Raw genomic sequence first — 13,228 nt, forward strand, 5'->3', positions numbered from 1 at the left:
GTACCACAGAGGACACAGAGGGCACTTAGAAATAAGAGTTTGAGAGGTTTCTTGCATAAGTCCTATTTAGGAAAGCTAAAGAGCGATCGCGCTCTAGTTCTAAAAAGCTCTTTTAACATTGCCTCGTCGCTGATTACGAAGTAATAGCTTGCGAAGTTCTTCTACACTAATCAAAATGGGTGGACAGGCTAACAAAATCAACCAATGCCAATTGGCTAGTGAAGCCGTTCCAAATACTTGTCTGAAGGGTGGGAAGTCGATGAATGCAAATAGAGCAACACATTCAACAGTTATTCCTAACCAAAGCAAACTATTATTTGACCACGACTGACGGAATACAGAACTCCAATCAGACCGACAGGCGAATAAGTTACCCACTTGACAAGCCACGATCGCAGCCAGAGTCATAGTTGTTGCTTGGCGATAGATTGCCGTCACTGTGGGATCGGCTGTATGGGAAAGGATCGCGGGCGTGACTTGTTGCAAATCTGCCAAGGAATAGCCATAGCTCCACCAGACAATCATAAAGCCCAACATTGATAAAACTGCTTCGATCGCACCGATAAAGAGATAGGCGCGTAATAATAAGGGAATATTGAGCAGAAACTCTTCTTTGGGACGGGGTGGACGATCCATAATCCCAGCTTCGGGAGATTCTGCACCGAGAGCTAGGGCAGGAACCATGTCTGTGCCTAAATCTACGGCAAGAATCTGCAAAATCGTCAGCGCGGGTGGAATCTTGAAAGCAACCATGCCTAAAAATGGCACGACTTCTGGCACATTCGACGCAAGGATGTAGGTCATGAACTTGCGGATATTTTGATAAATCGCCCGTCCTTGCTCGATCGCTACCACAATCGTGGCAAAGTTATCATCGGTCAGCACAATATCTGCCGCTTCTCGTGCCACATCCGTACCGTTCTGCCCCATCGCAATGCCGATATTTGCCGCTCGTAAGGCGGGGGCATCATTCACACCATCACCTGTAACTGCCACAATTTCGCCGATGTCTTTGTAAGCTTGCACCAATCGTAATTTATGTTCAGGCGACATCCGCGCAAACACTAAACCGAAGCGATATTTCACCACTTGTTGCAATTGGGCATCGGAGAGATGTCCCATACTTTCACCCGTAACCACTCGCACCTGTTCGCTAACTAAACCAATTTGGCGGGCGATCGCTTCAGCAGTCAGTCCATAATCACCCGTTACCATCGTTACTTTGATTCCAGCTTGATGACATTGGGCGATCGCTTTCGATACTTCGGGACGCGGCGGATCAAACATTGCCACCAGACCGATGAAGATCAGGTCTTGCTCTAAATCCTCTACTTTCAGATCGAGCAATTCCTGCCCACCTTTACGCGCCGCCAGACCTAACACCCGAAATCCTTGTCGTGCTAAATCATCATTTGCTTTGACAACTTCATCCCAATAGTCGTGAGTCAACTCCTGCGCCTCACCATCGCGCAAAATCAAATGGCAATGTTTCAGCACTTCTAATGGTGCGCCTTTAGTGAAAGCAAGATGAGGAGCCTCATTTGCCCATAACTCTGAAGATTGCCAATTCAACACCACAGTCATCATCAGGCGGCGAGAGTCAAAGGGAATTTCCCGTAGGCGTGGGTACTGCTTTTGGAGATTTTCTAAATTTAGTTCCGCTTTGGCCGCCGCTACTAATAGAGCCGCCTCTGTCGGATCGCCAATTTCTTGCCAACGATTAGGCGCATTGAGATGCACCAGACGGGCATTAGAACAAAGTGCTGACCCGATTAGCAAAATCTTGGCTTTCCAAGCAATTTTGGAGTCCGAGGGAATGTTGATTTTGCCATTAGTGGGATCGTAGCCTGCACCCGTGATTTCAATCAGCGCCTTAGTTGATATATCAGGATTAGTATTTGCAGTATTTGATGGCGGTTGAGGAGGAAGCCAGAGATAACGTACCGTCATTTCATTTTTGGTCAATGTGCCAGTTTTATCCGTGCAAATCACCGTAGTAGCGCTGAGGGTTTCCACTGCCGAGAGCCGCCTTACAAGGGCATTGCGCCGCGCCATTCGTTTCACGCCGAGCGCTAATGCCAGCGTTACTGTTGGCAGTAATCCTTCAGGGACATTGGCAACAATAATCCCGATCGCAAAAATAAAGCTCTCGGTGGCATCCATGCCAATTAGCAAATAACTAAGTAGAAATACTGTCAAACCCATACCAATTGCGATCGCTGTGATAATTCGCACGATGCGGGCAACTTGAATTTCTAAAGTACTTGGTTCGCGTTTCACCACCGTGGTTAAATGCGCCACCTGACCAAATTCGGTCTGTGCGCCCGTCGCATAGACTACCGCCACTGCTCTTCCTGCTGCCACGGTGGAACCTGCTAAAACGAGGTTGGTAATTTCCGATGGATTTACCATTTCTTGCAAGGGCTGTTCCCCTTGGCGCAGAATGGTTTTGCCACCACGCACCGGAATCGCCTCGCGCAGACTTACAGGGGAAGGATTTCGTGCTACAGGCAGAGATTCGCCTGTCATCACCGATACATCAAGATATAAACTTTCTGCCGAAATCAAACGGGCATCTGCGGAAATGCGATCGCCTTCTTCCAATTGTATGACATCGCCGCGTACCAGTTCTCTAGCAGGAATCTCCTTGAGTTCACCATCACGATAGACTTTTACCTGCGTCGGCAAGACTTTTTTTAAAGCAGATAGAGCTTTTTCGGCTTGAAACTCTTGCGAAAAGCTAAAGATGGCATTAATCCAAATCACCGCCCAGACTGCCCAGCCCAGTTCAGGTGTGCGCGAAATAAATGCCAAAATTCCTGCAACCCACAGCAGCAAAGCCATAAAGTGTGTCAATTGATCAGCAAACCTTAGCCACAATGGACGATGGGCGGGTTCAGGTAATTCATTTGCACCAAATTTCTTTAATCTCTCTATAGCTTCATCCTGCGATAATCCATTGGCAGCAGTGCCTAAAGATTCATAGACCTCTTCAAATGATAATGCCCATAATGGTTGGTGTAATGATGGCATCCTCATCTGCTCCTGTTTTGTGAAGGAAGGTGGTTAGTTTTGTATCTTTGCTTTGGGCGGCGTAAAGCGCGTTTATAAAACTCACATTGAGTTACAGAAGTAGAGGATTAAATATATAGCCAATGCTGATAATACCAACTGTCATTAACCCGATAAATACGGCTAATAATTGTGGTCGTAGCACTTTTTTGAGAATTACCATTTCGGGAAGAGATAGTGCTGTTACCGCCATTGTGAAAGCTAAAACTGTACCCATAGGCATTCCTTTATTTACCAAAGCTTCAGTAATCGGCATTACACCCGCAATATTCGCATAGAGTGGAACACCCAAAATTACTGCGATCGGCACTGCAAAAGGATTATTCGCGCCTGCATATTGGGTAATAAAATCTGTCGGCACATAACCATGAATCCCTGCACCGATCGCAATTCCGATCACCACATAAAGCCAAACCGATCGCACAATTTCGCTGGATTGGAACCATCCTTGCTCAAATCTTTGCCCCCAAGTTAGCATCACTGGTTCTAGATTGTCTTCCCCTTCTAGAGGTATTGCTTGACGAGATTTTTGCAGTTCCCAAACAAATGGTTCTACCCATTTTTCTAATTTTAAGAGTCCGATGATGTATCCAGAGGCGATCGCTAAACCCACCCCAAAGCCAATGTAGATCAGTGTCACCTTTAACCCAAACAATCCCCAAAGAAGGATAACAGCAACTTCATTTACCATTGGCGCTGCCATCAGATAAGAAAAGGTCACGCCTAAAGGTACACCTGCTTCCAAAAAGCCGATAAACAAAGGAACCGCAGAACAAGAACAGAATGGTGTGATGATTCCTACCATTGCTGCCAAAATATTTCCTGCAAAAGTGCGCTTTCCTTCTAGCAAAGAGCGAACGCGCTCCGGTTCTAAAAAGCTTTGAAATCAGGACTTACGCATTGACAGGAATCTGAATATGTGAATTCAAGTTCATCCTTTGTTCAAGATGTTCCAGAATAAAGTCACGAGCCACATGAAGAGACAAATTTCGCTGGACTTCATACCAGTTTTCAATTAACTCTTGAGTTCGCATTAGTTCTAATTGTGTGAAAGCGCGGATAGCACTAAAAAAGTGAGTTTTAATTGCCTCAGATGTCCTCACCATGAATAGCTCAATTCCACACACTTGTTTGATGGCTCGATGGTAACATTCAATCCCCCAATGAATCGAATGTAACTCCTTAAATTCGACGAGAGAAATTAAAAATAGTGCATCTTTGTCAGGCACATACATGATGTAATATCTGGGAATCTCGTTTTTGAAAAGTCTCCGAAATACTTTCACTTGCCCAAACTTTTTCAGATGCACTATTAACCCATTCTCTGGAATTTCTAGATTTTGGACTTGGGTAAAATTTTTACCATCAACTGAACACAAGCGATTTTTAGCTATCCCAGTTAAAAACTTTAATCCCTTGTCTTTAAAGAACTTCAGGTTCCTTTTACTGGAATACCAAGCATCAGTGGTTACATTCTCAGGCTCCAAACCCCAATGCAAAACCTCAGTAATCATATCTCGTAAATAATCATTTTTCGTCTGACCATCTTGTTTATCATAAATACGATAATTTACAGGTACAGATTTACCTGATAAATCGGTGTAATACAAGGTAATTAGTTGAATCCCTTTAACTGTACGATGATGCCTTCCTGAATAAATGTAAGTAAAAAATTGCTGTTAGTTTCGGGTCACTATGAGGCTTATCAATTACGGTATCATCTGCACTTAATGTACCACCTACTAAATTGATATGCAGCTTAACTTCATCAAATAAATCCTTTGGCTCGTAACGCTCACGTAGCAAAAATCTGTTGACACTATCATGTGACAAATCTTCCATAATATCTGCTAAACGTGTGCAGCCTGGATACTTTGATTCTGCCAATAAAAACAGAGTGTAAGTATTGAGGTCACACTTTGCAGTTGATGGCTTGGTAGTTACTCTGATTGTCCATGCCCTCAATAGAGACAGTGTAAATTATCTATCTTTTCAGCCCCCTATTGCTAGCGATCGCTTATTCTTTTCTTCCCTGCATTCTTTCTCTCATTTGTCAATGCGTAAGTTCTGATTTTCTAAAGCGATGGCTACTTGTTTGTCCTGTGGCTCTACCCATAAAGTTTTGTTACTGGAAATGGCGATACCTGCTTGGGGTGATTGGTCAAATAACTCACCAGCAACTTTGGCAAACCCTACTAAAGCATCGGCACAGGCAGCTTGTTGTTGCTGTGCTTGGCGTTTCGTCAGATGTTCTAAAATGTCAACGTCTGCTGGTGGGCTAAAATAGCCCAACGCGCCAACAGCATCAATTACGGTTCAAACCCTTACTAGTTATGCTTTTCAGGCAAGGTGGGTTCGGATTCATCCTGGATCGCTTGATGCCAGTAAGTCGGGTCGGCATAGCGAACGACCAAGGCATCAATATCAACCTTTGATGTAGATGGACTGAATTCAAATGTCCCAAACAAATTGATATGCTGCCACGCCACTGGCGAAATATCTTTAATAATCGCTAGTGCCTCTTGGTCGTCAACCGCCTGTTTTTGCGCGTAAACCCGCGACAACAGCAAAGTGTTGTAGTAAATGACCGCATTAGAGATCAGCCGCGAACATTCGTTCCAAATCTGTTGCTCACCCTCAGTTTTTACCCGAAACTTCCCACCATTGACATAAGCTACCGCCCGTCGAAACCGATGATAAGCTTCGCCACGATTGAGTGCCTTTTGCACAGTCTGTCGTAACGTCACATCATCAATAAAATCCAAAATGTACAACGTCCGACAGATATTTTCCAACTCCCATAAAGCCTTTTTAGTTTGATTCTGCCGTTCATAACTAGCTAGCTTTCTCACAATCGTCGCCTGTGTCACATCCTTCTGTGCCAACAAAGCCATAATCCGCTGAATATTCGGCCATTCTTGTTCGATTAAATCGCGGTAGATTTTGCGAACGGGTTTGATTAAAAAATCGCTATATTCATTTGGATGCTTGGCTCCGACCAATGCACCCATTTTCTTGTGCAAATCTCGATAACGGGGCGCAAAATGATAGCCAAATGCGTGCAAGATCCAGAAATTAACCTGATTGGTACCATGTGTATCAGTGGAATGTCGTTCCGGTTTGATATCCGAAGTATTGTTGTGGAGCAGATCGAAAACGTAATGGCTTTCATGCTCGTGAGTCCCAATAATCTTGGCATTAATCGGTACATGATTAGCCACCAAGGTATAGGCACTTACGCCTTTCTGAAGACCGAAATATTTAGGCGAATATCTGGCATTAATAGTATCGATCTGTGTTTCCATTCTCTGTCCATCGCTACTGGAGTGCATGACATCTTGAATATCATAAAGGTGAAAAACTGGTAGAGTCGCAATCGCATTTGTGATGGCATCATTAGCAGCATGGAGAGTTTCTAGTCGCAGGTAATTACGCGCTGTCGTCATCATGGATGAATGACTCAATCCTGATACCTCGGCCATTTTTCCTAGCCCCATATTAGTGCCCATTCCCACAATGCAGGCTAAAATTTCACTTGGATTGGGTTCTTGTTTAACATAACGATCTAACACATGAGTAAAGGCACTCAAAAATCCCGTATTTGCCGCCACAAACCATAATAAGTCAGCAATCCCAATTCCAGGTAACTGGCTATAAAACGGGCTATTGACTGGTTCTTCTGCGCTGGGATAAATCAGCTTCCAACGAGACTTATCAGCAGTCCCACTGACCTTAATATGTTGATTGAGACCATCTGTAATTCGTTGATTGACAACCTTGAACTTAGTTTCCAATGCTTGCTCGAATTCCGTCAGTGTCTCTTGAATTGGAGCTATTAATATCGGCGCACCAATTTCCTCCAACAACTCATTTTTATGCCGCCACCGCTCGTCGCCAATCAAGTCATCCTCAAAACGACGAAACTCATTACTGTCGCGCACAAACACGTCCCCAGAAGAGAGCGCATTTCGTAGTAGTCGGTAAATCAGAAATTCATAACGATCGATCTCTAATATCTTCTCCTTGCCATCTGCTGTGGCTGTTGGATACAAGTAACGTTGTAAACTTTTGGGTATGACTGCTGCTGGAAAAGTAGTTGGATCTGTTTGTCTAGGTGACTTCCCTTGTTGAAGCAAAGTTTGCAAGAACACGACCGCTGCTAGCAGTGGTGCATCAGATACTCGACTAGCGAATGTAAGATCGGCGAACAGTTGACGCAGATTGCGCTTGAAGGTGTTCGACAGCTTAGAATAAGCCGACCACTCAAACCCAGTTTTGTCGAACTTTATATTACGCATATAGTCTGACACCAATGGGAAACTGGTAGGGTCGAGGATGGAGAAAGCTTTTGCCTTGACGACTGAAAATGGTAGATCGTCAGTAATCGACTCATCCACAAATAGGTTGAGGATTTGACCCGCCGCTTGGAGGTTATTTGCAGCATCTGTCAATGCTTGTTGCATTGCTTGTTCCGCGCCCAGCTTGGCTTGTTTTTCGTATTGGTTAACCAAATGGATAAAAGCCTCAATCAGATTGTCATTAATCTGGCGAAACCGATGATAGGCAAAACACAACAAATACAACCGGACTGTCGCCAGGGACATCCGCCGCAGCTTATAAGCCGTGTAAAACTTGACTAATCCTACGTAATATTTGCCACTTTCATTAGAAATACCCGTTGTTGCTAAAAAGGTTTGAGCAAATTCATGTAGTGGCTGGAAGTATTTGCGGCGATCTACTTCACGCCGCAGTTCCTTGTAACTGAAATCCTTTGGCTCTTGCTTGAGCAAGTTGATGCCATAGACACCTTCCTCGGCTTCCAGCAGGGTTTTTAACTGATTTTCTACCGTCGGCGTGATGGCTTTGGTGAGTAGTTTCGTAATTCGAGTGCGTTCGCCTGTGACCACTCGACCAATCATCTCTTGAAGGAATCGATAGCTAGGTGCAACGACACGTTGCCCAGCTAAATGTTGAATTAGTTCGCGCAAGATATAGATGGGCTGAATTGATAACATGGCAACCCGTCGAGCTTTTGACTCCAGTTCGACTTTCGCATCGCTGTTACAAAGGCGATAGTTGAACAGCTACAGGTCGCTGTTTTCTGTCGATGATGGGAGCGATTTATCAGATGGAACGAGAATTACGCGCCGAACGAGCTTCGGCCGGAAGAGTTTCAGCTAAAGCCAGAGGCAGAACGGGTGGAAGACCTCGAACTGATGTTGCCAAATTGGAGATTGCGAGGATCTTGTATCAAAATTCTGGGAAGACAGCCGCTGAAGTTTGTAGAGTCGCAGGTGTAGGGCGGCGGGTGTTCTTTGCTTACCTAGCCCAAAAGCATAACTAGTAAGGGTTTTAAACGTACTTGTACATTTTTGGCGCGTTGGGCTATTTTAGCCTGGTGGCTGGTTAGCAGAGTTAGGTTGGACACATTGGCATTGGTGACAAGTTAAAGCTGTAAGTCTTTTGTCAAGAGGCTTTGAGAGAATCGCTGAAAAAAAACTGGTCAGACCCTCGTTGGAGATCAGGAAAAGGAGCGACAATTAACTTAACGTTTGGTTTTCGCTTCTGTTTGATAATACCTAAATCTCGATTTTGAGGGTCAGCAAAATACTTAATAGTATCTGTTGTGTTACCTTTTTGATGAGCCATTGTAAAATGGTAAAGACCACGATAAATCATTTCTAATGAGATTTCATCAAAGGGTAGAGAGAGTTCATCCGCTACGGCATCACCTAAATCTACTAAAACCGCATAAAATAACCACGTCGCCCAAATTTGTAACTTAATTCCATTAATTGAACCTGTCCATAAATAACTTAACCCCAAGAGTCTTTTGACTATATTAAAAGCATCTTCAATTCGCCAACGCCGCCGATATAAATCTGCTACTACATAAGGGGGTAAAACATGAGGGTCTAGGACGCTGGTTAAATAAGAATGCCATGTTTTTCCCGACCTTACTTCAATCAAACGTAAAGTTATAAACGGAGTCTTTTTAGTGCCAGAACCGAGACGTATCTTCCGGTCTCGCAGTCCATAACTATCTGTCAACACCTGTTCTACTTTGATTGCTGCTCCTTTCTTTATTCTGGTAATAAAGTCAACTTTATTCTCGATTAATTGATGCCAAAAGTTAAAGTGATAAAAACCTCTATCTAATAAGAGTAAAGTTCCGGCTCTAACTAAATTTAGGATATTTTCTTCTAGTTTAGTATCAGAAGCTTTAGGATTTTCTTCAAACCAAATTTCTACAGGTAATCTGGTCATTAAATCAATGACTGTACTCATCTTTCCTGCTAATTGTCCTCTTTGAGCTTCCTCTAAACTTTGTATTTTCCTAAACAATGCCTCCAGTGTTGACCCGTCTACTATCCAAATTTTCTCGAATTTTAATAATGTAAACTGAATACTTTCTGGTAATGGACGTTTATTTCTACTATGCCAAGCCGCTCTCAAACTAGGCAATAAATCTTTAAATACTTTTTCAAATAATTCTGATGGAAATGTCAAAAATCTCTGTGATACTGCTTGTTGACTAACTTTTGTGGGATTACACCACAGAAAACCGTCTCTGGCTAACATTCTTGTCAGTTCCCTGACTCCTGCTACATCTCTCCATAACAAGGTCAGCACCGCAGCCATCATCAATGGTAAATTCAGTATCCGTTCCCTGAGTCCTAGTTTTCGGTAGTAATTTTCTTGATTTGTAATCGCTGGTGTCAGTAATCTTTCCAGTTGCTCTGCAATTACTTCGTCTTCCACCATTGGTCTGTGTTTCTTTTTGGCATGGTCTCTATTGGTTTTTTTGCTGGTGGTCATGGCTAAGTCTCAATCGCTCAATTACTTGTCTAGATTGAGTTTCCCACTATTTTTGAACACTACAAATATCACCCTTGACAATTTCTCCTTTTCCTTAACTTGTCACCAATGGGGTGAAGTAGTTTTCATCTTTGCTGGTAATTCCTTCGAGGTTTTTAATCAGGTATTTGCCACTGGTTCTATGGTTGGGATCGCTGGTGAGGTAGAAGCGATAGCCTCTAATCTCGTCATCATCCCCACCTCCAACACAGAGTTCTACTGTGACGGGGGCTTTACCCGATTCCTGGCTGTAGTTTTCTACATAGGCTTTAAAGTCTTCGTGGGACTGGATAGAATCATCCTGAATTGAGGATGCGATCGCTTTATCCAATGTGTTTTCAATATGGCGGAGTTTGCGGCGATCTGTCAGGTTTTCCCATGAGCGATTTTGAGAATTTTGTCTTTGCTTAGGTTTGGTCAGTGTTTTGGTAGCCATAGGTACTCAAAGCTGATTGCCTTAGCAGTTAGCCTAACAAGGCTTGATCTGGAAGCAGCTAGACCAAATGGCGATTTATAAGTTGTCCAGTTGGCTATTATTGACTCCTGGCCTTTCAAACGTAATTCTTGAATTTTTGTCTTTAGTCCAAGCCTGGGTTCTGGAAGACTTAAGCCATCAGAAATCTCAATTAACCTGAGTTCGGGTTAAACATATGAAGGTAAAAGCCACTCCCGTTGAAGGCTGGGTTTCTTAGGTTGATGACAATAAGCGATTAATCCGCACAAAACGTTAACACAAAAATTGACGGGCTGACGCCGGGGTACCGGCTACCGCTTCGCTATCGGTGTCTAGAGTGTTCAATCTGAGAAATGTTCTTGAGTTGGTCGTTAATTGTTTCAATAATTGAGCGTTTGCGGGAGAAAAGCTTATCATGAAGACGCATGAGCTTATTTTTCATGTTGCGACGAGGTTTGGCAAAAAATTCAATTCCGAAGTCTTATAAAAGTTGAGAAGCTAGCTTTTGGGAGACATAACCTCTATCGGCAAAGATTTTGCCAAACAGACCACTGAGTAAATCAGGAACTGGTTTACGGTCATCAATATTACCAGCAGTGAGAGTAACATTTAAGAGTTTACCAAGCTCATTGACGACTTTTATGTTGCTTGAACCCAAAAAACCAATCTACAGAAGTCTTTCCACGAGAGGCTAAACCTTTAAACACCCGATGGCGAGAAATGCGACGATTATGGCAGACTTTCAGACTGGTTGCATCGATAAAACCGATACCCGTACACTGTCCTAAACAATGCTTCAGATAGACGCACAAAGGTATCATCGTTGATGGTATCCATTCAATAAATCGTTGATAACTGGGAAGACCTGGAAAAGCTGAACACCATTGCTGTACCCACTTCCCAAAACCAAGCATCAAACCCTACTACCACAACCGCAGGGTAGGCGGGTTTCCCGCCGTAGGGAACTGGCTATCTTTCCTTCTCTACGAGAGACTGCGCCCTAAGCGTAGCTATGCCGCAGGCTTTACGGGGCGCTACGCGTAGCAAGATCCCCGGAGGGGTATGGAGACGCTAACGCTAACACTGAGTTCGCGGAGCGTCTCAGTGTTAGCGACGTTAAGAGCTTCACCCTAAGAGGTTTCCCAAGTTAGGGAACTGGTGTTAGCGAGTAGTCCAGCCTCAGTAAGAGCGTCACCTGAAGAGAAGCAAAAGTATCTATGTCAAGCATAATGCAAGTATCCAATGCCAAATAGATAGAGAACACTTGCTTTCTTGAATTCCAGTTGTGTTTAGAGTGATGTGATTCTGAGAGCGGTCAAAACTTGATTTCATCCTAATTTCATTTCTGAATGAAAGACTAGTAAGAGAGTGTATTTCTAAAACTTAAAAGTACTTTTGACCGTTCGCAATATCCTCTCTCCCATACTCAAGGACTTTTAATAGCAATGTCTAACTCTCTGCGTTCCCAAACACCTACAGCTATTGCTTGTGTTTCTGGCACATTCCTGAGCCTGCTGTTATTAGCAAGTCCCACAGGGGAGCAACGCGAAAAAGTGAGATCCTCGTGAAATGGGCAGGGGGAGCAGAGGGAGTATAGAAACAAAAAATGAGTACTTTCTGTGATGTAATAAAAACTAGCCTGACGTTAGACGAGTATCGGGCCATGGAAGAAACCAACCCTGAACGCCATGAATACCGTAACGGAGAGATTATTACTATGTCGGGAGGGTCGGAATCTCATAGTGCAATCGCTAGCAATTTTTTAATTTACTTAGGATTTTTACTGAGAGACACGGATTTCCGTTTGTATAATAGCGATTTGCTTTTTTTGGATTCCTGAATATCAGTGTGGTACTTATACGAACCTATCCCACTATTCTAAAAATCCCTACTTCTTTTCGTAAAAAATGATCGCTGGCTATGGCAAGTGAACTTCGAGTAATAAATTATGACTTCTCATAATATTCTGGTTATTGAAGATTCCAAAGATATGAAATGGTTGTTTGAGGAATTTTTTAACTTACTGCCTGCACACCACTTTGAGATGTCCATTTATAATGGACGTGATGCTTTAAAATTCCTCAAATGTCACAGAGTTAGCATCATCTTGATTGATTTTCCAGTTCTCGGTGCTTGGGAGCTTTTTGAGTACGTTCAAGCTCATCCGACATTAAGATTTGTTCCCCTTGTAGTTATGTCAGGAGCAAAAAAACATTTTATCGATGAATTTCCAAAGCCTTTTGAATATTTTGAACATTGTAAAAAACCATTTAGACCAGCAGAACTTAAGCAAGCAGTCCGTTCAGCGATTAACAAAGCAAAATTGCGGTATCTCCAAGAAAAAAGCCACATCTTTGGTGAGATTAGTTAGACAAGGGGCTTGAGTAGCAGGCGAACTGAAAGCTGGGATCAGCTTAAGATTGTTGGTATGGTAGTTGGTTCTGACGCGCCGACTGAAAATCTGCGTGTTGAGGAAAAGGCTCATGCGCCCTTGAGGGGCGCGTCACTTTCACGTATCGAAGGCGCGTCAGAACTTGAAGAATTCCCTACGGCAATGGATTGTACATCGCTGGCACTTGTGAAAGCTGCACGAAGTAATCCCGCTTCTCTACGAGGTGCTGCGCGAACGTTGTTGGCTGAAAATCAGAATTGTGGTGTTGAGCCGAGGGGCTATCATGAAGATACTTGTTCCGCCGTGCCCTTTGCTCAAAATGAATTTTCTTCAACTTTAGCGATGCCTGCGGCGGGCGTAGCCATCGCTAATCAAACACAGGAAGAAGTAGAACAGAGTAATCCTTATACCAATTCACTAAAATAATGAAACAGATGTAAATCCTGAAAGCC

At 43.4% G+C, this 13,228-nt stretch carries 8 protein-coding genes and 4 pseudogenes; 4 read left to right on the top strand and 8 right to left on the bottom strand.

Annotated features, from left to right (window positions below):
- Nucleotides 1-99: 99 nt before the first annotated feature.
- The 5 genes and pseudogenes from GTQ43_RS32995 to GTQ43_RS33015 form a co-directional block, all read right to left on the bottom strand.
- Nucleotides 100-3,033, bottom strand: a complete 2,934-nt coding sequence (locus tag GTQ43_RS32995; RefSeq protein WP_265276949.1) for a cation-translocating P-type ATPase — start codon at nt 3,031-3,033, stop codon at nt 100-102.
- A 91-nt stretch (nt 3,034-3,124) separates the two neighbouring features.
- Nucleotides 3,125-3,946 (bottom strand): annotated as a pseudogene (locus tag GTQ43_RS33000) (permease); the annotation flags it as partial.
- A gap of 19 nt (nt 3,947-3,965) precedes the next feature.
- A pseudogene (locus GTQ43_RS33005) lies at nt 3,966-5,022 on the bottom strand (transposase).
- 96 nt (nt 5,023-5,118) lie between these two features.
- Nucleotides 5,119-5,364 carry a hypothetical protein gene (locus GTQ43_RS33010; protein WP_265276951.1) on the bottom strand — a complete coding sequence of 82 codons (246 nt, stop codon included), beginning with the start codon at nt 5,362-5,364 and terminating at the stop codon, nt 5,119-5,121.
- 35 nt (nt 5,365-5,399) lie between these two features.
- Nucleotides 5,400-8,156: pseudogene (locus tag GTQ43_RS33015) on the bottom strand (Tn3 family transposase); the annotation flags it as partial.
- Nucleotides 8,157-8,200: 44 nt separating this feature from the next.
- On the opposite strand from GTQ43_RS33015, the gene GTQ43_RS33020 reads away from it, so the two are divergent.
- Nucleotides 8,201-8,416: a hypothetical protein gene (locus tag GTQ43_RS33020; protein WP_414859165.1), complete on the top strand. Its 216-nt coding sequence runs from the start codon at nt 8,201-8,203 to the stop codon at nt 8,414-8,416.
- Between the two features lie 122 nt (nt 8,417-8,538).
- Here the strand turns inward: GTQ43_RS33020 and GTQ43_RS33025 are convergent, their stop codons facing one another.
- The 3 genes and pseudogenes from GTQ43_RS33025 to GTQ43_RS41905 form a co-directional block, all read right to left on the bottom strand.
- Nucleotides 8,539-9,837: an IS4 family transposase gene (locus tag GTQ43_RS33025; protein ID WP_265273659.1), complete on the bottom strand. Its 1,299-nt coding sequence runs from the start codon at nt 9,835-9,837 to the stop codon at nt 8,539-8,541.
- Nucleotides 9,838-9,985: 148 nt separating this feature from the next.
- The gene (locus tag GTQ43_RS33030) at nt 9,986-10,366 is read right to left on the bottom strand and encodes a hypothetical protein (RefSeq protein ID WP_265276953.1); all 381 of its coding nucleotides are present in this window, start codon (nt 10,364-10,366) and stop codon (nt 9,986-9,988) included.
- Between the two features lie 206 nt (nt 10,367-10,572).
- Nucleotides 10,573-11,274 (bottom strand): annotated as a pseudogene (locus GTQ43_RS41905) (IS982 family transposase); the annotation flags it as partial.
- A 773-nt stretch (nt 11,275-12,047) separates the two neighbouring features.
- On the opposite strand from GTQ43_RS41905, the gene GTQ43_RS33045 reads away from it, so the two are divergent.
- From GTQ43_RS33045 to GTQ43_RS33055, 3 genes are all read left to right on the top strand, one after another.
- Nucleotides 12,048-12,224 (top strand): Uma2 family endonuclease, encoded by a 177-nt coding sequence (locus GTQ43_RS33045; RefSeq protein WP_265276955.1) that lies wholly within the window; start codon nt 12,048-12,050, stop codon nt 12,222-12,224.
- A 108-nt stretch (nt 12,225-12,332) separates the two neighbouring features.
- Nucleotides 12,333-12,755 (top strand): response regulator, encoded by a 423-nt coding sequence (locus GTQ43_RS33050; RefSeq protein WP_179069929.1) that lies wholly within the window; start codon nt 12,333-12,335, stop codon nt 12,753-12,755.
- A 9-nt stretch (nt 12,756-12,764) separates the two neighbouring features.
- Nucleotides 12,765-13,202 (top strand): hypothetical protein, encoded by a 438-nt coding sequence (locus GTQ43_RS33055; RefSeq protein ID WP_265276956.1) that lies wholly within the window; start codon nt 12,765-12,767, stop codon nt 13,200-13,202.
- Nucleotides 13,203-13,228 lie beyond the last annotated feature (26 nt).

Origin of the sequence: Nostoc sp. KVJ3, assembly GCF_026127265.1 — a bacterium.
Classification (GTDB): domain Bacteria; phylum Cyanobacteriota; class Cyanobacteriia; order Cyanobacteriales; family Nostocaceae; genus Nostoc.

Bases quoted from the DNA above. Each gene is read 5' to 3' on its own strand.
- GTQ43_RS32995 (WP_265276949.1), bottom strand. From the start codon at position 3,033: ATGCCATCATTACACCAACCATTATGGGCATTATCATTTGAAGAGGTC.
- GTQ43_RS33020 (WP_414859165.1), top strand. From the start codon at position 8,201: ATGGAACGAGAATTACGCGCCGAACGAGCTTCGGCCGGAAGAGTTTCA.
- GTQ43_RS33025 (WP_265273659.1), bottom strand. From the start codon at position 9,837: ATGGTGGAAGACGAAGTAATTGCAGAGCAACTGGAAAGATTACTGACA.
- GTQ43_RS33030 (WP_265276953.1), bottom strand. From the start codon at position 10,366: ATGGCTACCAAAACACTGACCAAACCTAAGCAAAGACAAAATTCTCAA.
- GTQ43_RS33045 (WP_265276955.1), top strand. From the start codon at position 12,048: ATGGAAGAAACCAACCCTGAACGCCATGAATACCGTAACGGAGAGATT.
- GTQ43_RS33050 (WP_179069929.1), top strand. From the start codon at position 12,333: ATGACTTCTCATAATATTCTGGTTATTGAAGATTCCAAAGATATGAAA.